This window comes from Haladaptatus marinus (genome assembly GCF_051194195.1).
Genome location: NZ_JBLZNK010000005.1, coordinates 14,163 through 34,279, shown reverse-complemented (window position 1 = coordinate 34,279; position 20,117 = coordinate 14,163). Strand labels below are relative to the sequence as shown.

Below are 20,117 nucleotides of genomic sequence, written 5' to 3'. Positions count from 1 at the left end.
GTAATGCTATTTGTTTATTTATTCCATATGTTTGTAGAGGATATTCCCCATTAAGATGTGGGGATAATAAAGGGCGCGGCGCTACGTGTCGGCCGTGAAAATTTGTGCCAGCGAGAGTGCCGCGAATGCCGAAACAAGGAGGACTCCCCAGACGAAATCCGGAACGAACGAAAGCGGTGGAACACCGACCCACGCTGCCGTGACCAGTGCACCGCCGACGAGAGTAAGGCGTCGGTAGTAACTGATCCATGGGATTTCGGTGTCTGTCGGAGCGTCTACTATGGAGTTCTCGGCTTCGTTCTCGTCGCCGGGAACGTCGAGGTAGGGATCGAACTGGTCGGCGAGTGGGCCCCGCTCGACGATTCCGCGACTTTTGTTGTACTCGATGATTCCCTCGTTGTCGAGTTTCGGGAGATGTGATTGATAGAGTGCAATGTACACACGCTGGCGTTCGTTGGACGAAAGCGCCTGTATCGTCGTATCGTTCTCCCAGGCGGCCACCTGCTCGGCGAGGTCGCGCATCTCGATAGGGCCGTCGGTATTTTTCAGGTACCGGAGCGCATCCCGACGACGTTGCGTCTGAAGGATGTGGAAAATTTTATCGCGTGCCAGTGGTTTACGTTGGTCTTCCGTGGCGGCCTCGAATTCGTCTACTGGCGGTGAGTCACTACTCACGCTCATCGTTTGTCCCGGTATGTGATACTTTCCCTTCTGTTCGTGCCATTCAAGCCGGGATTGTCTTCCTTAGTTCGTCCCGGGTTTCTCAATTGTCCCGGTAATCGGTCGTTTCGTTGCTCGCGTGCCATGTAGTTCAATATCTCGGCGTTATTTTAAAAAGGTGTTGGGTCGTCGTTTCTGATAAAGGTCTACTTTATCAGTGGCTGTGCGGTACTATCGACACGAGAACCCTATATTTCGGTCGGGAGAGACATCGGGATTCTTGTAATCAGCAATGATACATTTCTCATAGTATGCCGAGCTTTGACAGGGACGCTTACCGGCACGCCGTCCGGCAACTCGCGGCTGAGGTACACGAGGGAATGGGTTCCGGAATGAGCATGCGCTCCGCCCTGTATCGATCGCTCGGTGGGTGTGTTTTCGACTTCTGGAACCGTGATGTCTCGCTTCGTATCTGTGAAGTGTCTGAACGGGAACCGGAAATCGATGTCGTGAACGATGTCGTCGCCGAGGATACGAGCGACACCCACGCCGATTACGAAGTGTACATTCGCGCTATGGCGCTCTCGGTTCTCGCACAGGACGTGCGCGTGGTCGTCGAAAACACCGTCAACGTCGAATCCAGTCCTTCGGAGCTCCGAGCTAACAGCCGAGAACTTCCGGAGTAGGCAGTACATTTACTGACGACGGGAGTGTGCTTCCACCATGCCCACCACTGGCCACTCCGACGAGGAGTTTCCACCCTGCGCCAACTGTGGCACACTCGTCGATATCGCAGACCATCATCCGACCGTCATCGTCAAATACGGCGCGACCGCCAACGACATCGAACGCGTGACGCTTCATTTCTGTAGCGACGACTGCATGGACGAATGGACGGGGCCGTTTTTGCACTGACTTCTGTGGAACGGTGCCTCGCGACTCGACGCGCTCGATTCATCGTCCGGGTAATCTCCGAAACCAGTGCGAACGCTCTCGGGGCTTTACCTCCTTCGAGCGCGTCGATTTCGCATGAACATTCGACTCCCCGAATCGGGAGTGAAACGCGCCGGGTTCGCTGTGGGTGCTGTTATCGGACTCCTCGTCGCCTTGCTCATCCTCCCGGTCGCACTGCTCGCGGTCGAACTCGTCGTCGGAACCGTGTCGGCCGTAATATCGATCGTTACCGAACCTCGTAAGGGTCGTCGTCCGGCAGGAACCGACCTAAATCTACGGTCTGTTGGTAGTCCGAGGTGAGAATCGAGTTCAGGCGCGCTGCGAGTCGCTCGCCATCGCGTGGCCCCCATTCGCGCGGGTCACGTACTGGGACGACGAGGAAGCCTCGACCCTTGACTTCCTCCGCGTGGAGCGCGGCCATGTCGGGTGTTCCGCCATCGAACCCGTGCTTTCTGGCCTGTGCGGTAAATTCCCAAAAAACGTGTTCGGTGGGCTTCTCGCCGACGGGAAGCAGGATGTGTGCCGCGATAGCTCTGAGTTCGGCGTCGAAAAAGCGCTCCATATCGGCGTACTCCGCCGGGGTCGGTGCCCGCTCACCCGGCAGACAGCACATGTGGAGGTAGCTCATGAACAGGTTTCTGATGCCCGGTTCGTCGCTGTAGGCGTCTTCGAGCAAGCCAACGTCGTTCAGCACCGATTGAAGTTTCTCGCCGGCCTCACTTCCCGTAAACGGGATGCCCGTCTCACATCCGCCGTGTGCTCCCGGATAGTCGCCGATGACGTGAAAGTCCGCGTTGGCGTCGCCGTATCCGAACACCGCGGGGGAACCGCCGGGGACACATTCGTACTGGCAGGGCGGGCGCATTCCGAACGGGTTGCTGATTCTGTCCGTGACGTTCTGCACGGAATTTCGTAGGACTGTTGCGGTTAAAGACGGTGCGGTTTTTCGTCGTCCACGGTTCGTCTCACGGTAACATCGACTCGTGTCTCGGTTCGTGTCGTCGGGTTACGTCTCGGTTACTCCACTACCTCGCGACTACCTCGTGTTTGATGAGAAAATAGCCCGTATCGGAATCGGGGGAATCAATGGTGAACTACGCTCCGCTCGAATCGTACGGCCTCGTCGGCAATCTCGAAACCTGTGCGCTCGTGAGCACGGATGGGTCGGTTGACTGGTGTCCACTGCCGCATCTCGAATCGCCGAGCGTGTTCGCACGGCTATTGGACGAGGAGGGCGGTCGTTTCAGCATTCAACCGGACGCGGCCTACGAAGCCACTCAGCGGTATTTAGACCGGACGAACGTGCTCAGAACCGAATTTCGAACCGCGATGGGCGATTTCAGCGTTACCGACTTCATGCCGGTGGTCGAAGACGAGAGCGAACGAGTGCCGAAGCAGACACTTTTTCGGAAGGTGACCGGAGAGCGCAGAACCGTCGATGTGAACGTCATGTTCCAACCGCGATTCGATTACGCACGGGTATTGCCACGTCTTGACCGTCGGCGTCACGGCGTTCTCGCCGACGGCGACGACCTGTCCATCTTTCTCGCCAGCGACTGTTCGTTCGAACTGTCCGACGGTGCGGCAACTACCACGCTGACGCTGGAGGAGGGAGAGACCGAATGGTTCGTCCTTCGGTACGGCGACACCGAACCGATCGATGCCGAGATAGCAGGAGGTCGTCTCGATGAGACGATTTCCTACTGGCGGGAATGGGCACACACCTGTGACGAATCAGAGTGTGTCTTCGGCGGATCGTGGCACGATATCGTGGTGCGTTCCGGACTGGTTCTCAAACTCCTGACGCACCACGAAACGGGGGCAATCGCCGCAGCGCCAACCACCTCGCTTCCGGAAGATATCGGCGGGATTCGCAACTGGGATTACCGATACAACTGGATTCGAGACGCGGCGTTTACGATTCAGGCGCTTTCCAATCTCCATCACGTCGCCGAGGCCGAGAGGTACTTCGACTGGTTCCTCGACCTCTGTCGAATCGACAGCCCCGAGGACGTGCAACCGTTGTACAGTCTCCACGGCGACCCCGACCTCGATGAAGCCACACTTGACCATCTCTCGGGCTACCGAAACTCCTCACCGGTTCGCATCGGTAACGACGCGATCAATCAACGGCAGTTGGACATCTACGGCGAGCTCGTCCTCGCCGTGTACGAAACGACGACCCGAGACGAATATCTGACCGAAGACGACTGGGAATCGGTTCGAGCAATCGTCAACTACGTCTGTGACGTGTGGACGAACAAAGACGAAGGAATCTGGGAGGTGCGCGGCGACCCGCGCCACTTCGTGTTCTCGAAACTGCTGTGCTGGGTCGCAATCGACCGCGGTATCGCTATTGCCGAAAACAAGGATTTCGACGCTCCGTTCGACCGGTGGCGGGACGTGCGGGACGAAATCAGAAACCGGATTCTGGAGGACGGCTACAACGACGAACGCGAGACGTTCGTCCAAGCGTTCGGTGACACCGATTCTCTCGACGCGACTGCGCTCCTCATTCCCGTCGTCGGATTCCTCCCGTTCGACGACGAACGCGTTCAGAACACCATCGACGCGGTCAAGGAGGGGTTGACGACTGATGACGGGTTGGTCTATCGGTACAACGGCGACGACGGACTCCCCGGCGACGAAGGGGCGTTCGCCCTCTGTTCGTTCTGGTTGGTCGATGCGCTCGCGCTCTCGGGCCGGACTGAGGAGGCACGAGAACTGTATCTGAACATCCTCGAATACGTGAGTCCGCTCGGACTGCTGGCCGAGGAAATCGACGAATATGAGGGGATTCAAGTCGGCAACTTTCCGCAGGCGTTCAGCCACATCGGTCTCATCAATTCCGCGCTGTATCTCGGTCGGATGACCGGACGTGACAGCCGTGGTTTCGCCCCAATCGGACTGGATTTGGGGAGCGGTATCGGGGCTATTGAGGAATAATCTCCGACTTCTTCGCTTCGCGCTCGTGGATCGAAAAACGGTAAAACGATCTTTTCGACGGCCGTTACTTCTCGTTCACTTCCAGCACTCGCCCCGCCGCAATCGTCTGGCCCATGTCTCGCACCGCGAAGCTTCCCAGTTCGGGAATCTCCGACGACGGTTCGATGGAGAGCGGTTTCTGCGGCCTGACCGTGACGACGGCGGCGTCACCGCTCTGGATGTAGTCGGGATTCTCCTCTTCGACCTCCCCGCTTGCGGGGTTGATTTTCTGGTCGATGGATTCGATTGTACAGGCGACCTGTGCCGTGTGGGCGTGGAAGACTGGCGTGTACCCCGAGGTGATAACCGAGGGGTGTTGCATCACGACGATTTGGGCCTTGAACGTCTCGGCGACCTTCGGCGGGTCGTCCGCCGGGCCAGCAACGTCACCCCTTCGGATGTCGTTCTTGCCGACGCCGCGGACGTTGAACCCGACGTTGTCGCCGGGTCTGGCCTCCGGAACCTCCTCGTGGTGCATCTCGATGGTTTTCACTTCCCCGCTCACGTCGCTCGGTTGGAACGATACGGACGTTCCCGTGTTCAGGGTTCCCGTCTCGACGCGGCCAACTGGAACCGTCCCGATTCCGGAAATTGTGTACACGTCCTGAATCGGCAGGCGGAGCGGCGCGTCGGTCGGCGGTTCCGGTTCCGGTAGGTTGTTCAGTGCTTCGAGGATGACCCGTCCGTCGTACCATGGCGTGTTGTCGCTGTGTTCGACGACGTTGTCCCCTTCCAGCGCCGAAATCGGAATGAACTCGGCGTCGTCGGTGTTGAATCGAACCTGATTCAGCAGGTCTTTCACTTCCGCGACGACCTCGCGGTAGCGGTCTTCGTCGTAATCGACCGCGTCCATCTTGTTCACGGCAACGATGAGTTCGCCGATGCCGAGCGTTCGCGCGAGGAAGACGTGTTCCTGCGTTTGTGGCTGAACGCCGTCGTCCGCGCCGACGACGAGTACCGCGTTGTCGGCTTGACTCGCGCCGGTAATCATGTTCTTCACGAAGTCGCGGTGCCCCGGCGTATCCACGATGGTGAAGTAGTATTCGTCGGTGTCGAACTCCTGGTGGGCGATATCGATGGTAACCCCGCGTTCGCGTTCTTCGGCGAGGTTGTCCATCACGTAGGCGAACTCGAAGCCGCCCTTGCCCTTCTCCTCCGCTTCTTTCTTGTGCTGTTCGATGACGTGCTCCGGGACGCTTCCCGTCTCGAAGAGGAGTCGTCCGACTAATGTCGATTTTCCGTGGTCTACGTGGCCGATAATCGCTAGGTTCTGGTGTGGTTTGTCTGGCATCTCCCCATTCCCCCGTACTAGACATCCTTCACTCTCAGCTACAAAAACAGTTATGCCGCACCTGCGGGCGAACCTTCCAAAAAATCGTCACGATTACTCCGGTGTCGGCGACGAATTTTGCGTAAATTGCCACCACGCGATTCCACAGAGTGCTGTCAGCACCACGCCAACCCCGACGACTGCTTCGGTGCCGTATCTCGCCGTCGCATCGCTGACCCACGCGACGGCCGCACCGAGCGGGGAGATTTCGTCCTCGGGGCCGTAAATCAGCCAGACGAGGGCTGTGTTGTAGATGAACCAGCCGCCGGTGGAGTACAGCGTGAATTTGCCGAGGTTCATCTGCGCGAACCCGGCGGGGATGGAGATGGGCGTCCGAAGTACGGGAACGACTCGGCCCCAGAAGATGAGGCCTTCGCCCCATCGGTGAAACCACGTCTGGCTTCGCTCGATTTCTTCCTCCGGAACGTGGATGAGATGCCCGTATCGGCGGATGAGCTCCTCACCGTTGACGCCGAAGAGGTAATAGCCGAGCAGACTGCCGATGACGGCCCCGACCGTCATGATGCCGACGAACAGCACGAACGAAAACGGGTCGTGCACGAGAAAGGCTGCCGTCGCGGGGATGATGATCTCGCTCGGAACGAAATGGATTATCCAAGCGGTTTCGAGGATGATGAAGACGAACAGGGCGAAATATCCGTACGCCCGGACGAAAGAGAGCACTTCCTGCGTCAACCACTCGAACATCTACGCGGCGATTGGCGTTCGACGTTTATATTTCTTCTACCCGAACTGATGTGGATTATTTTGTTCATCACGACTTGCCGCTCCCCGCCGATTTAATCCCGTGCCACACGAACTCACGCCCACACATGCGTGCCGCAGTTTTGAACGCGTACGGCGAACCGCTCTCCATCGAAGACGTACCGGAACCCGACATAGAATCCCACGGCGTCGTCATCGAAACCGAGGCCTGCGGAATCTGTCGAAGCGATTGGCACGCGTGGCAGGGCCATGGCGAATGGGCCGACGATCAAGTCCCTATCGGACAGATTCTCGGCCACGAACCGGCGGGAACGGTCGTCTCGGTCGGCGAGCAGGTGGCCGAAATCGAGCAGGGCGACCGAATCGCGGTTCCGTTCAACCTCGGACAGGGGCACTGCGAGTACTGCCAGAACGGACACGGTAACGTCTGTGAAAACGGCATTTCGCTCGGCTTCGAGGCGAACGCACCCGGCGCGTTCGCCGAACAGGTACACGTCCCCTACGCCGACTACAACGCGGTTCGATTGCCCGAAAACGTCTCCTCGGTCGAGATGGCCGGACTCGGCTGTCGGTTCGTGACGGCCTACCACGCCCTCGCCCATCGCGTCGACCTGACGCCCGGCGACTGGGTCGCGGTGCACGGCTGTGGTGGGGTCGGTCTCTCGGCGGTTCACGTCGCCGACGCCCTCGGCGCGAACGTCGTCGCGGTCGATTTGGACGACGACAAACTCGAAACGGCGCGGGAACTGGGTGCGGACGAGACGATACGCGCCGAATCGGTGGATGTTCCGACCGAGGTTCACGACCGTTTCGGCGGGGCGCATATCTCCATCGACGCCCTCGGAATCGCGGAAACCTGTCGCAACTCCATCGACTGTCTTCGTCAGCGCGGCCAGCACGTCCAACTCGGGCTGACGACGGACGAGGAGCGAGGCGAAGTTTCGCTCCCCACGGACGCGATGACGATGCGCGAAATCACCTTCCTCGGGTCGCGCGGCATGCCACCCTCGCGGTACGGCGAACTGCTCAGGATGCTCGAACGGGATGTGCTTTCGCCCGGAAAACTGGTGACCAAGACGGTGGGGCTTGCCGAAGTTCCGGACAGGTTGGAGGCGATGAGCAACTTCGACACGTCGGGAATCGAAGTCGTCGATTTTTCGCGGTAAGAAGTTTCGGCCTCGTACCTCGACGCTCTCTCGCCAAGTATCTAAGTAAAAAACATGTCGGCATGATGGTCATTTTCGATATGAGCTCGCTTGCTGACGTTGGTCTCCCTCAAGCAATCGTCATCGGTTTCCTCTTGCTTGCGACCCCCGCCATCGCATTCATGCTCATTGCGGGTGCGGTGACTGCCGATGCCGGAGTCACTGGCTGGATTCTCATGGCCGTCGCTCCGCTCGCGCTGTTGGGCACTGGCTTGTACCTGCTGACCGGCGAACGACCGAGTTGGCTGTATTCGGTTGAGAGACGTGGGTAAACCGGTTCCAGGTCGAACGTCGGCTACATCACACTGGTGCTTCTTCCAGACAGTTCACCTGCTCCCAGTCGCGGGAGTCATCCAACCGATAGAGTCGTTGGCGGGCATCAGGAATGTACACTTCTTCCGTGACTGCTCCGACATCTGCCAAGTTCTCCAATGCACTCCTGACCGTTCGCGCCGACAACCGCGACCGCTGAACGATTTCTTTCTGTGTGTGTGCACCGCTGTACTCTAACACTTTGAACACCAGTTTCGCGCTCGGTGGCAGGTCACACAGGCTGGTCAGGGTCTGCTTTTCCATGTACGGTGCGACGAGCGCCACCCACTAAACCGCTCGCTAACTCGTGGGTAACCCGGTGTCACCCGTGTCACCCGGGTCAGTAGCGAAAAAACGTAGGTTCTTTCATTGAGGACTGTGAAGGTATGAGTATGCAGCCTGAACTTGCAAGTCGGGAGCGCGCAACTGACATCGACCGACTGTTCTGCCGCGAGTGTGGGGAGCGCTTCGACGCGGACACGGCGACCGACGACGGCTGGCGGTATCGATGCCCGAACGAGGACTGTGATGGATCCGGCATTCGTGAAGACCTCTATCCCGTAGAGGACGTACTGCCATCCCGTCGGTGATCGGCGAACAACCATCCTATTTTTGCTCCCGAATGCAGTTTTGGTGTCCATTTCTTTCTGCGCTGGACAGATGAAAATCCTTTAAGTCGCCACACCGCACGAAGACGAACATCAGATGCGGTTCGATGGACTCGTCATTCAACTGCTCGCGACGCTCCTGCTCGTTGCCGGACTCGTCCTCTCCGGCTACGCACTCCTCCAGCCGCCGCAAAGTTCCACGACGTACACGCTTACCACCGAGCAAGTGAGCGAAAACGAACCGGGCGTGCGCTCGTCGTCGGTAACGTATGGAGATCTATCGAGTGACGCACGGCTCGCCTTCGGACGTGCGAAACTCCGGGGGTCGTACGAGATAGACGAGGAACGCCGGACCAACTACGAAACTCGTTTATCATCGCCAACGACCGAGTGTACAGAATCGAAGTGAACGAGCGCGAACACATCACCGAACGAATGGCGACCCTGTTCGGTGGGACGACGACCGCACTCATCAGTGCGTTCGTCTTCGTTTCGTGGCTCGACGTGGTCAGCGGCTTTCGGTCGGGAGCTGGTTGAGCGTTTTTATGCGCTCATCAATCCGTCTACATCCTCTTTCAGTAGTTCGGCGTACTCGAGCCTGATTCGACGTGCTTCATCCTGGGGAAGCGTCCATCCGTTTTCGATGCGCTCCGAAATCGGATGGTAGCGCGTCACGTCGAAGCCCATGGTGGTCAGATAATCCTGGACGCGAAGCGACCCGGTTCCTTCGTTGATCGCTTGCTCGCTGAGTTCGCGCAGTTCGGAAAACGGCGGAATCCCGATTTCGTTCGTTCGGACGCCGGGCTCCCCGATAACTACCTCCTTGTACTCCGTCTGTTGCAACAGACTCGAAACTTCGCTCACGAGGCGCAGGATTTGGCTCGGAAGCGCGGTGTCCGGCGCGCGCCATTCGACCGTTGGCGATTGATGGCGGAGTCGAACCGGGGTCAACACAGTATTTTCACGGTGGAAGTAGCGACCGAATGTTTCGGTGTCGATGCCACGTTCCCGTGCGAGTAGTTGCAAGACATGATACCCTTCGTCGATGCGTTCTTCCCACTGGGCTTCGCTCTCGACGTACTCCCACAGGTCGCGGTAGCGAGCGAACGTTTCGTGTGATTCGTAGCGATACACCGCGGCGCGGGAAGAACACGCCAACCTGTTTCCGTTGATGTACGGCGATGAGCAGACGAGTGCAAGTGCAGGGTCGAGCGCGGTGAGCAGGTTCATCTGTCGAACGACGTTTCCTTTGTCGAAGTGGACGTGCGTCCCTGCACAGTTCATCGCGTATTCCATGTCGTCGCCGTACATGCTCTCCAACAACCGTCCGCGCTCCGACGTGATTTCGAACGATTCACGGGTGAGCGGTGTTCCGAGCGGAACGAGCGACAGCCCTCTGTCCTCGGCCGCCTCAGCGACGGCTCTGAGAATCGACCCGAATTCCAGACGCAGTTCCTCGGGACTCGAAACGGGTGGCGTCTGCACCTCTAACAACGGCGTGACGAACTCCGGGACGACGTATTCACTTACGTCGAACAGTTCGTCCGTTTCGGTCGCTAACCCGCCCGATTCATCCACAACCCAGTATTCTGCTTCGACTCCGATTTTCATACCCCACCCCACCCCCGGTCGGTGACAAGTGCGATTCGCTATCGCAACAGATCGCTACGCAACAGGAATCGAACGTCGCCGAACGATACGTCACCGAGCGATGAGTAACATACGCCGTCCGACGGTTAATAACTTATGCGAATTATTTCATTACGGATTGGGGTGTACGGTTGCCGACAGAAATCGGTCTCGATTCAGGCGAGTCCCCAAAAAGCGGCGATTCCACCGACCGTCACGACCGACAGAAGCAGTTGGAGTGGTGCGCCGATTCGGAAATAGTCCGTAAACTTGTATCCGCCCGGACCGTAGACGAAGAGATTCGTCTGGTAGCCGACCGGCCCGAGGAACGACGTCGAGGCGGCGAACGTCACGGCGAGGACGAACGCGAAGGGGTTCGCGTCGATGCGGAGCGCTGCCTCGATTGCGACGGGAATCATCAGAACGACGCTGGCGTTGTTGCTGATGACCTCGGTGATGAGGCCGGTGGCGATGTAAAACACCCAGAGGACGGCGATGACTGGGAGGAAATCCGCGCTGGCGGCGACGAGACCGCCAAGCAGTTCGGCCCCGCCGGACGCTTCGAGTGCGACACCGAGCGGAATGACGCCCGCCAGCAGGAAGATGACGTTCCACTCCACCGAATCGTACAATTCGGTCGGTCGTAGCACGCCGGTTGCGACCATCGCCACGACGCCCGCGAGTGCCGTCACGAGGATGGGGAAAATGCCGATTGCGGCGAGGAGGACGACGCCAGCGATGATGGCGAGCGCCGCCGGAATCTTGTCGGTTCGGTAATCCGGGTCGGCCACTTCGTGCGCGACGATGAAATCCCGATTTGCGGCGAGACGGTCGATGCTGTCCACCGACGCCTGCATGAGCAGGGTGTCGCCAACTCGAATCGTCACGCGGTCGAGTCGTTCGCGGATGAGTTCGCCGCGACTCCGGAACGCGAGGACGGTCGCGTTGTACCGTTCGCGGAACGTCGAACTCGAAAGCGTCTCGCCCACGAGTTCGGAACCGGACGGAATGACGACTTCGACCAGCGTCTGTTTCTCGCCGGGGTCGATAGAGTCGTCCGTTGGCGTTCCGACGAGCGTCAGGTCGTCCAGCGTCACGAGCGACTGGAGCGTCGAGCGGTCGGTTCGGACTTTGAGAATGTCGCCCGACCGCACCGTCTTCTGACCGATAGGCTCGATGAACGTCTCGTCGTCGCGGACGATTTGGATGATGTCCACGTCGAAAATCGCCGTGTCGATGGCTTCTCTGACGGTCTGTCCGACGAGCGGTGACCCCTCGTTGACCTCCACCTCGGTCAAGTAATCCTCTATTTCGTACTCCTCGATGTAATCTTCTTCCGGCGGAACGCGTTCCGGCAGGAGTCGATGGCCGATGAACAGCAGGTAAAGACTCCCGGTGACGAGGACGATGGCGCCGAGTCCCGTGAACTCGAACATCGAGAAGGCGTGAAGTCTCGGGTCAGCAGTCGTTTCCGCCAACCGCCCCGCAACGTTGCTGGCGAGGATGTTCGTCGAGGTGCCGATGAGGGTGAGCATCCCGCCGAGCATGGAGGCATAGGAGAGCGGAATCAGCAGTTTCGAGGGCGAGGTGTTTCCCTCGTGGGCGAGGTCGGTGATGACGGGAACCAAAATCGCCACGACCGGGGTGTTGTTGACGAACCCGGAGGCTGGCCCGGCCACGCCGATCGTAGCGAACAACTGTTTTCTGAGATCGGTGCCCGCGAATGTCGCCAACTTGTTTCCGAGCAGTTGTACGACCCCAGTTTGACTCACGCCCGAACTCAGGATGAGCATCGCCAGCACGGTGATGGTCGCCTCGTTCGAGAACCCCGAAATTCCGGTCGCCGGGTCGATGCCCGTCCAGGGTTCGAGGACGATGAGTGTAACCATCACCAGAATTGCGGTGACATCGACAGGAAGGAGTTCGGTTGCGAAGAGAACAAGCGCGAGGCCGACGATAGCGAACACTACGAGCATGTCAGTCGTCACACCGGCCACCCCGACCTGCAACATGCGTTGACATACGAACGTTTCACTCATAAAGGCTTCCTATAACTTATGAAAAATCTAAGAATATTATTTGTAGATGCTTTCCGACGGCGTTTCGGATATTCGGCGATACCGAAGACGTGGCTACCTCGTCTCACAGGAGTCCCGGATACTGTCACCGCGACACCTTGATTTCATACCCTCACTTTGTGCTCACCGACCCCTCCGTGTCCTTTTCGCAGAACTCGTTATCGCTTCGCCAATCGTTCTATCGTCTCGATTTCGTCCATAGAAAGCCCATACGCCCGATACACCAGTCGGTCGATGGCGGCGTCCGTCCGCGCGATTTTCCCCTCTAACTCCTCCATCCGGCGATTCGCATCGATAAACTCGTGGGCGTCGTCGGGTTCCGGCAGGCGAAGCGACTCCAGTCGGTCGGTCAGGGCGATGGTTTTCGTCGCCCGGTCGGTGAATCCGTTGCGGTTCACCGCACGCGGAACAAACCATCGAATCAAATCGCACCACTCTTTGTTCCCCTCGAACACCAGCGCCGGGATAGGGTCGGTTTCCGTGAACCCCCACGAATCGGTTTCCGAATCGTGGTCGGGTCGGTATCTCGTCGTCGCGGAAACGACGAGTTCGCCGTCGGTTTGCCCGCTCTCCTTTTCAGCTACCGACACGGCTCCGAGTCGAAGCCCGTCCCGCGTTTCGGTCGTTTCGGCCAACATTGAGTCGGCCGAGGTAGTTCGCACCAGTTCACCCAATCGGGGGCCATCTCCGACCGGCAGCCGAATTTCGATATCGTCCCGTTCACGCCCGAGGTCACGCATTCGATTTGCGAGCGCGACGAGCGCGACGCGATCGTCGTTTCCGTTCGGAACTGGCAGTTGGGTCGCAAACATCGGTTTAAAGCGGAGATATCCGCCGCTGACGTGGGTGCCGCCGTACACCTGTTGAAACCAGCAGGTTGCCGCAGTCGAGTTGATGACCGTGAGGAGATATCGGAGCGGCAGGTCGGAACGTGAACGAACGCTGTAGAGCGTGTTCAGCGCGTAAAACCCCTCGTCATCGTACGTCGCGACGGGGCGCTCGCTGATATCTCGAAGCAGCAGTTTTTCGTCTTCGAACACGTCCCGGTCGCGTAGACTTCCGTACTCGCCGTCGCCGATGAGCGACGGGTCGAATCGAATCCATTTCCCGTCCCAGTTCAGTCCGTATCGCGAGACGTTGCCGCCATTGACGAGCGGTTCGCAGTTCGGACCGGGGTCGTCCACGACGAGTTTATCCCGAACGTTTCCGGTGTGGATTCCCTCGGTCTGTGTGACGTGCGCCCCGAGTTCGTCGTTTTCGCGCCGGAGTCGTTCCGCAATCGGCACGAACGCCGGATCGATTCCGACCGGGATGACTCGGTCACCGAGCTCGTCCACGAACGCCCGCGAGAGGAGGGTACCGGGCGCTTCGTCGCCTCTGTCATCGAGTTTTGTGAGGGTGTCGGCCTGCCGCACTCGAATCGTCTCTGTCGGTCCGGATTCCGCCTCGACGGTGACGACGAGGGGGTAGACGCTCGCGTCGGCGAACACCGACACCGCCGACACGTCAAGCAGTTCGACCAGTCGATGCCGGTCGAGGAGGTGGTCACGGAGCGTTCGTCCGTATCGTGCCGTCGTCCACTTGTTCGGGACGACACACGACACTCGGTCGCCCAGGGCAGTCATCCGCTCTACGAACGGGACGTACAGGTCGAATGCGCCCGTTACGGTCTCGTACCTCGATTTGAGGTCGGCTTTGGTTTCGGTCGGAATGTGTCGGCTCCGGACGTAGGGCGGGTTGCCAACCACCGCATTGAACCGCCCGGTTCCGGGCCAGTCGGTATCGGTGGCCAGTGAATCGCCGACTCGGAGGTTGTCCTCGGCCCACACGCCGGTTTCGAACCACACTGCTGACCGGGCGAGCTCCACGGCGAGTGGGTCTACATCGACGCCGAACACGCGGTTCTCAGCCACCGTTCTCCGCGCGGTTTCGTATTCGTCGCCACGCAGTTCCGCCAGTGTATCGATTGCACAGGTCACGAAATGGCCGCTTCCCATCGCCGGGTCGAGCACGGTGGCGTCGGGATTTTCTCCGACTGCCTGCGAGACGGCATATTCGACCACGGTTTCGGGCGTGTAGTACGCACCGACCGATGCCCGTTGTGTCGCCTCTTCCGTGAGGCGTACCTCGCCATCGGTAACGGTCGGTTCGCAGTCGAGCAATCGTTCGTAGACGCCGCCGAGATGACGCGTCGATAACCGGTCGTACTCGATTTCGTCGAGGACGGAATCGAGTCGCGTCGGCGACAGTGATTCGAACAGTTTCCGCTGTTCGATGAGGGGTTCTCCGTGAGCAAACGGCGGTTCGTCCCGTCCTCGACTCGCCGAGAACCCGGCGACGAGAGCGCGAAATACGCCCACGAGCGCGACATCGAACGCTCGCCGCGGGTCGTTTTCAGCATCGCCGAGCACGTCACTCGTGACCAGTTCGAGGGCGGTTCTGACGGTTTCGTCGAGTCGCTCCGCAGGATGTTCGTCCGCTCCGCGGAGTGTATCCATCGATTGCAACTCTTTCCGAAGACGGATAAGCCTTCACTCGGCATACAACGAGTATGCGATAGCGGCGAACCCGATGGCCGTCAGTGCGCTTTCGATGACGAGAACGAGTTGGCGGTCGGTTTGGAACGCCTGATCCGCGATACCCGCAAGGAACGCCCCGAGGGTGACGATACCGAATCCGACCGCCAGCGAGCGAAGTGCTCTCGAACCGGTTCGTCGGTATGCTTTGTACGCAAAATACGTTATCACCCCTCCGAGGGCGAGTGTGAGTGTCTTGAGCGCGATGACGATGGGTGCAACGTTCATGTTTCCTTTCGTACCTCCGACCACAATCGTTCGAGGCGCTCGTCGGTCGTTTCCGGCGGGCGCTCTATCGATACGTCGAACTCCCGGTCGTCCGTCAACGAGATGTTCACCGATTCGACCGCGAGTTGGTATCTGGATGTGTGATGGCCGTCTTCGCGGATTTCGGTCAATTCCGTGACAAGTGATGCATCACTCAGCATATCGAGCTTTCGGTAAAGTGTCGAGAGTGGAATGTCGGTTTCGTCGGCAAGTTCGCGCGCCGTCTGCGGGTCGTTCAGTTCCATGATGATTCGTCGGCAGGCGGGGTCATCTAGAGCGTCGAGTATCTCTTGTAACTCGGGCGCGTCATCTGCCAAGTCCCGCACCATTCGATTTCGATTTCCGTGGCTCGATACATAATTGGTTCGACTACTGCGACCGTTTTCATCGGCCGAGAATCATCGAAAATCGGCTGACGATGCGGCGAGATGCCTCCGTCATTTCCGCTGTTTAGGGCGGACACTGAGGAGTTCGTAATCGTGGTCGGGAACGTATCGTCGGAACAGCAGGCTGTTGCCCAGCACGCTCACGCTGGAGAAGGCCATCGCCGCCGCCGCGAGTGCCGGTTGCAGAAGTCCGAGCGAGGCCAGCGGAATCATCGCCGTGTTTTACCCCAGTGCCCAGAAGAGGTTCTGCTTGATTTTCGAAAGCGTCCCTTCCGAGATACGGATGGCCTTCACCACGTCGCGTGGATCGTCCCGCATCAGCGTCACGTCGGCGGCCTCGATAGCCACGTCGGTTCCGCTCCCGATGGCTGTTCCGACGGATGCCGCGGCGAGTGCTGGCGCGTCGTTCACCCCGTCACCAACCATCATCGCTCGCCCCCCCCCCTCCGATTGCACATCCTCAATTACTGCGGCTTTTTTGTCCGGTAGGACTTCGGCGCGGACGTTCTTCGGCTCGATACCGACCTGTTCGGCGACTGCGCGGGCGGTTCGCTCGTTGTCGCCCGTCAGCATGAGAACGTCTAGTCCACGCGCTCGAAGGGCGCTCACGGCTTCCGTTGCGCTCGCTTTCACCTCGTCGGCGTCCGCCACGACGCCGACGAGGTGCCCATCCACCGCGACGAGCATGGCCGTCTTTCCGTCGCGCTCGAAGCGCTCCAGCACGTCCGTCGCGGGACTCGGGTCGATGTCCTCATCACGCATAAGTTTTCGATTGCCGACGACAACGTCGCCGTGACTCGTCTCCGCACGAATTCCGTGACCCGGGACGTTTTCGAACGAACTAGGCTCCTCGACGTCCATACCTCGTTCTTTTGCTCCCTCGACGATCGCTTGTGCGAGCGGGTGTTCGCTTCCGTATTCCGCGCTCGCCGCTGCAGAAAGAACGAACTCCTCGGTGAGTTCGGGTTTGCCTTCGGCCGTGACTGCGTCAGTTCCACCGTCGGTCGCCGCTCCTCCGTCAGTCGTTGGTTCGAGCGCAACAACGTCGGTGAGGCGCATCTCGCCCTCGGTGAGGGTGCCGGTCTTGTCGAAGACGACCGCATCGGTATCTTTCACGCGCTCCAACACGTCGCCACCTTTGAATAGGACGCCCGTTCGCGCGCCGATTGCAGTAGCCGACCATCGTCGCGGTTGGGGTCGCAAGCCCCAACGCGCAGGGGCAGGCGATGAGCACCGCGCTGGCGAAGACGACGATGGCGAACTCGAACCCCGAGACGCTTCCGCCGACGGCTTCGGGCCCGCCCGCAACCGGACTCCAGATCGGCAGGGCGTTCACGAATCCGGCGAGCGCTTCGGGGAAGAGATACCAGACGACGCCCCAGAACAGCGCGTTGGCGATGACTGCCGGAACGAAATACGCGCTGATTCTGTCCGCGAGGTTCTGGATTTCGGGTTGCCGGGCCTGTGCCTCCTTCACCATCTGCACGATTTGCTGAAGGGCGGTTTCCCCGCCGACCTTGGTTGCACGAACCGTGAGAACCCCGTTTTCGTTAATGGTCGCGCCGATGACCTCGTCGCCCTCCCCCTTTTCGACCGGAACCGATTCGCCGGTCACCATCGATTCGTCAACTGCGCTTTCGCCGTCCACGACCACGCCGTCGGTCGGAATCTTTTCCCCGGGGCGGACGCGGAGTCGGTCACCGACGTCCACTTCACCCAATGGAACTTCGCGCTCCGTTCCCCCTTTGATGACCGTCGCGGTATCTGCTTCCAGTTCGAGCAGTTCGCGGAGAGCATCGCTGGCCCTGCCTTTCGACCTGGCTTCGAGCCAGTTGCCCATCGTGATGAACACGAGGATGAGCACCGCGCTGTCGAAGTACGTCCCGCCGGGGATGAGCGAGAACATGACGGCCACGCTGTACACGTACGCCGTGGTTGACCCCAGTGCGATGAGCACGTCCATGTTCCCCGTTCCATTCTTTACGAGGGCTGTGTAGGCGTTCTTGTAGAACTGCTTGCCGAGTAGAATCTGGACTGGCGTCGCCAGCAGGAACTGGACGAGTCAAATATCGACGCCGAACGACGTCTCGCCGAGCAGTTCCGGGAAAAAGAGATGCTCAAACATGAACGCGAGGAGTGGAAGCGCGAGCAGTGCTCCGAACAGCGTCAGTCGGAACTGCTTTCGAATCTCGGCGTCACGGGCGTCTTGGCGCTCGTCTCCCGTACTTTCGCGTCCGCTTTCACCGTCGGATCTCCCCGTTCGTAAATCCTCTCGAACGGGGCTGTATCCCGCGTTCTCGATGGCGTCGTAGAACTCGTCGATGCTCACTCCGGCGGGGTTGTATTCGACGCTGGCCTCGTCGGTGGCGAAGTTGGCGTCGGCTCTGATGACGCCGGGAACCGATTCCAGTGCGGTTTCGACCGCATCCGAGCAGTTCGCACAGGACATATCCGAGATGCCTACTGTCGTCGTCACGCGAACCGGGTCGTATCCCGCGTCCTCGATGGCTGCGTAGATGGTTGCCAGTGAGACCTCTTCGGGGTCGTACTCGACAGTTCCCTCATCGGTGGCAAAGTTGACGTTCGCCTCCCGCACGCCGTCGAGCGATTCGAGTGTCTCAGTGACCGTCCCTGAGCAGTTCGTACAACTCATTCTGTGGATGTCGAGCTGCGTTTTTTGCGTCACGAGTTGCTCCTTATGTTCTCACACGAACCGCTTCTTCATCCCCGTTGCCCTTTAGAAACGAGTGAGCCGAACCGGTGAAACCTTGGATGTTTAGGTGGAATACGATTCAAACTCTTTTTTCAATTCCCCATTCCCGAAATCCTTTCTCCGCCGTCGTTCGTTCTACTTTGCCACATATTTTAAATCAAAAGAACGATATTTTTTGAACGATGCGCCGTGCCCTCCTCGCACTCGTTCTCTGCCTTTCCGTCGCTACCGCCGGATGCAGTTAGTTTTCCGGAATCGACAGCCCGAACCCCGCTCCCGAAACAACGACGCTTTCGGGCGAACTCGCCCCCGGTCTCTCGGCGAACGGCCTGACGAATCGACTGACACTCATCGATACCCACACTCGGATTTTGCGAGAAGATTCCTATACACGAAGGATTCGTGAACGCAGACGAATCAGTAAGCTGCCACGGCCTAAAGGCCGTAGCATTCACCATGGACTCCCGCTCTACCCAACGTTGGTACGGCAGTGACGCCGTTCGCGTTCATCATCCCGGTGTTCAAGCGCACGCCTATGGGTGCGCCTCCTTCGCCAGCGGTTTGCTTGCCAAGGAGTCTGTAGCCGATGTTCTTCGCCGCGTTGTAGTCTGCATGGTTCAAATAGCCACACTTCAAACACTCAAACGTATCCTGCGACGAACGGTTGTCCTCGTGAGTGAACCCACACGACGAACATCGACGCGAGGTATTCGCAGGATTCACCTGCTGAACTGAAATCCCGCGTTCTTCGGCTTTGTACGCCGTGTAGTCGTAGAGGCGGCCGAACGCCCATGCGTGAAGCCGTTTCGCGCCGGGTATCCGATTACGGATATCCGTGAGGTTCTCAAAGGCGATATGCGAACATCCGTGTGCGTCGGCTTCTTCGACCAACTCGTTCGATACGCGGTGCAAAAGCTGGTCGAATCGGCCTGTCTCTTTCAGACCGACCGCTTGCATGTTCTCATGAGCACTACGCGACCCACACTGTTGGAGCGATGTACGTCGCTTTTCGTATTCGCGATGCCAGTGGTTTAGTTCGGCTGCCGACCAAAACACGCCAGTCGAAGTGACGGCGATGTTTTCGACCCCGAGATCCACGCCGAGAACCGTTCCGTTCTCGCGTGGTTCGGGAGCGTCCACGTCAGCCTTTGTTCTGACGTGAAAGTAGAACTCGTCCGTGGTTTCGCGGTAGTGAAGCGTCGCACCGGTCGTCTCGTAGTCGTCGGAAAAGAGGTACTCCGAATGTGGAGTCTCGCGTTCGTCGTCGGGCAACACGTATTCGGCGGTGATTCGACCATCCACAGTCGAAAGGGACGCGTGGTCATCGTGGAACGTCGCGCTCCGTTTGTCGTATTCGAGGAACGGCGAGGAGAAGTACGGGAGACTCGCGTTCTTTCCGCGTTTCCACTTTGCCACGACGGATTTCAACGCGTCAGCCGCACGGCTTCGAGCCGCTTGAACAAGGTTCGCGTGAAGGTTAGTTTCAGAGCGAACGTCGTCGTAGGTTCGGCTGTTGAGTTTGCCTTTGCTCGTTTCGACGTAGCCGTCGTCGTTTCGAGCGTTCAGAACAACGTAGTTAGCGGCCCATCGGAACTGTTGAATCGTCTCGTGAAGAAGGTCGGCGTCGCTTTCGCTCACAGATAGCTTGACTTGAACAGTTCGCCGAGCCTCCATACATTATGTACAAC

19 protein-coding genes and 1 pseudogene are annotated in these 20,117 nt (G+C 59.0%); 8 read left to right on the top strand and 12 right to left on the bottom strand.

Annotation, left to right across the window (positions count from 1 at the left end; genetic code table 11):
- Positions 1-81: 81 nt before the first annotated feature.
- Positions 82-681 carry a DUF7344 domain-containing protein gene (locus ACN2TU_RS17320; protein WP_435157107.1) on the bottom strand — a complete coding sequence of 200 codons (600 nt, stop codon included), beginning with the start codon at positions 679-681 and terminating at the stop codon, positions 82-84.
- Positions 682-971: 290 nt separating this feature from the next.
- Here ACN2TU_RS17320 and ACN2TU_RS17315 point away from each other — a divergent pair, with 290 nt between their 5' ends.
- The gene (locus ACN2TU_RS17315; RefSeq protein ID WP_435157106.1) at positions 972-1,346 is read left to right on the top strand and encodes a hypothetical protein; all 375 of its coding nucleotides are present in this window, start codon (positions 972-974) and stop codon (positions 1,344-1,346) included.
- Positions 1,347-1,383: 37 nt separating this feature from the next.
- Positions 1,384-1,575, top strand: a complete 192-nt coding sequence (locus ACN2TU_RS17310) for a DUF7576 family protein (RefSeq protein ID WP_435157105.1) — start codon at positions 1,384-1,386, stop codon at positions 1,573-1,575.
- Positions 1,576-1,840: 265 nt separating this feature from the next.
- Here ACN2TU_RS17310 and ACN2TU_RS17305 read toward each other — a convergent pair whose 3' ends face one another.
- Positions 1,841-2,518 carry a uracil-DNA glycosylase family protein gene (locus ACN2TU_RS17305; RefSeq protein ID WP_435157103.1) on the bottom strand — a complete coding sequence of 226 codons (678 nt, stop codon included), beginning with the start codon at positions 2,516-2,518 and terminating at the stop codon, positions 1,841-1,843.
- A gap of 182 nt (positions 2,519-2,700) precedes the next feature.
- On the opposite strand from ACN2TU_RS17305, the gene ACN2TU_RS17300 reads away from it, so the two are divergent.
- Positions 2,701-4,560, top strand: coding sequence for a glycoside hydrolase family 15 protein (locus ACN2TU_RS17300; RefSeq protein WP_435157101.1), 1,860 nt, complete (start codon positions 2,701-2,703; stop codon positions 4,558-4,560).
- A gap of 64 nt (positions 4,561-4,624) precedes the next feature.
- On the opposite strand, the gene tuf is transcribed toward ACN2TU_RS17300, so the two are convergent.
- Complete coding sequence (gene tuf, locus ACN2TU_RS17295) at positions 4,625-5,890, bottom strand: translation elongation factor EF-1 subunit alpha (protein ID WP_435157099.1); 1,266 nt, start codon at positions 5,888-5,890, stop codon at positions 4,625-4,627.
- Between the two features lie 93 nt (positions 5,891-5,983).
- Positions 5,984-6,637, bottom strand: a complete 654-nt coding sequence (locus ACN2TU_RS17290) for a DedA family protein (protein ID WP_435157098.1) — start codon at positions 6,635-6,637, stop codon at positions 5,984-5,986.
- 125 nt (positions 6,638-6,762) lie between these two features.
- On the opposite strand from ACN2TU_RS17290, the gene ACN2TU_RS17285 reads away from it, so the two are divergent.
- Both ACN2TU_RS17285 and ACN2TU_RS17280 read left to right on the top strand, forming a co-directional pair.
- Entirely contained in the window at positions 6,763-7,821 is a 1,059-nt protein-coding gene (locus tag ACN2TU_RS17285; protein ID WP_435157097.1) for a zinc-dependent alcohol dehydrogenase family protein, read from the top strand.
- Positions 7,822-7,901: 80 nt separating this feature from the next.
- Positions 7,902-8,132: a hypothetical protein gene (locus tag ACN2TU_RS17280; protein WP_435157096.1), complete on the top strand. Its 231-nt coding sequence runs from the start codon at positions 7,902-7,904 to the stop codon at positions 8,130-8,132.
- 28 nt (positions 8,133-8,160) lie between these two features.
- Here the strand turns inward: ACN2TU_RS17280 and ACN2TU_RS17275 are convergent, their stop codons facing one another.
- The gene (locus ACN2TU_RS17275; protein ID WP_435157094.1) at positions 8,161-8,436 is read right to left on the bottom strand and encodes a MarR family transcriptional regulator; all 276 of its coding nucleotides are present in this window, start codon (positions 8,434-8,436) and stop codon (positions 8,161-8,163) included.
- Between the two features lie 122 nt (positions 8,437-8,558).
- Between ACN2TU_RS17275 and ACN2TU_RS17270 the strand changes: the two genes are divergently transcribed.
- The 3 genes from ACN2TU_RS17270 (at position 8,559) to ACN2TU_RS17260 (ending at position 9,317) form a co-directional block, all read left to right on the top strand.
- Positions 8,559-8,762: an HVO_2901 family zinc finger protein gene (locus tag ACN2TU_RS17270; protein ID WP_435157092.1), complete on the top strand. Its 204-nt coding sequence runs from the start codon at positions 8,559-8,561 to the stop codon at positions 8,760-8,762.
- Positions 8,763-8,877: 115 nt separating this feature from the next.
- A complete protein-coding gene (locus ACN2TU_RS17265) occupies positions 8,878-9,189 on the top strand; it encodes a DUF7979 domain-containing protein (protein ID WP_435157090.1) in 312 nt (103 codons plus the stop codon).
- Positions 9,186-9,317, top strand: a complete 132-nt coding sequence (locus ACN2TU_RS17260; RefSeq protein WP_435157088.1) for a hypothetical protein — start codon at positions 9,186-9,188, stop codon at positions 9,315-9,317. Before ACN2TU_RS17265 ends, ACN2TU_RS17260 begins: the two co-directional genes overlap by 4 nt.
- Before the next feature lie 6 nt (positions 9,318-9,323).
- Here the strand turns inward: ACN2TU_RS17260 and ACN2TU_RS17255 are convergent, their stop codons facing one another.
- From ACN2TU_RS17255 to ACN2TU_RS17225, 7 genes and pseudogenes are all read right to left on the bottom strand, one after another.
- The gene (locus ACN2TU_RS17255; RefSeq protein WP_435157086.1) at positions 9,324-10,391 is read right to left on the bottom strand and encodes a glutamate-cysteine ligase family protein; all 1,068 of its coding nucleotides are present in this window, start codon (positions 10,389-10,391) and stop codon (positions 9,324-9,326) included.
- A 194-nt stretch (positions 10,392-10,585) separates the two neighbouring features.
- Positions 10,586-12,421 carry an SLC13 family permease gene (locus ACN2TU_RS17250; RefSeq protein ID WP_435157084.1) on the bottom strand — a complete coding sequence of 612 codons (1,836 nt, stop codon included), beginning with the start codon at positions 12,419-12,421 and terminating at the stop codon, positions 10,586-10,588.
- 224 nt (positions 12,422-12,645) lie between these two features.
- The gene (locus tag ACN2TU_RS17245; protein ID WP_435157082.1) at positions 12,646-14,985 is read right to left on the bottom strand and encodes an Eco57I restriction-modification methylase domain-containing protein; all 2,340 of its coding nucleotides are present in this window, start codon (positions 14,983-14,985) and stop codon (positions 12,646-12,648) included.
- A 33-nt stretch (positions 14,986-15,018) separates the two neighbouring features.
- Entirely contained in the window at positions 15,019-15,291 is a 273-nt protein-coding gene (locus tag ACN2TU_RS17240) for a DUF7521 family protein (RefSeq protein WP_435157081.1), read from the bottom strand.
- Complete coding sequence (locus tag ACN2TU_RS17235; RefSeq protein WP_435157080.1) at positions 15,288-15,659, bottom strand: ArsR/SmtB family transcription factor; 372 nt, start codon at positions 15,657-15,659, stop codon at positions 15,288-15,290. Before ACN2TU_RS17235 ends, ACN2TU_RS17240 begins: the two co-directional genes overlap by 4 nt.
- A gap of 108 nt (positions 15,660-15,767) precedes the next feature.
- A pseudogene (locus ACN2TU_RS17230) lies at positions 15,768-18,369 on the bottom strand (heavy metal translocating P-type ATPase).
- A 495-nt stretch (positions 18,370-18,864) separates the two neighbouring features.
- Complete coding sequence (locus ACN2TU_RS17225; protein ID WP_435157078.1) at positions 18,865-20,103, bottom strand: RNA-guided endonuclease InsQ/TnpB family protein; 1,239 nt, start codon at positions 20,101-20,103, stop codon at positions 18,865-18,867.
- Positions 20,104-20,117 lie beyond the last annotated feature (14 nt).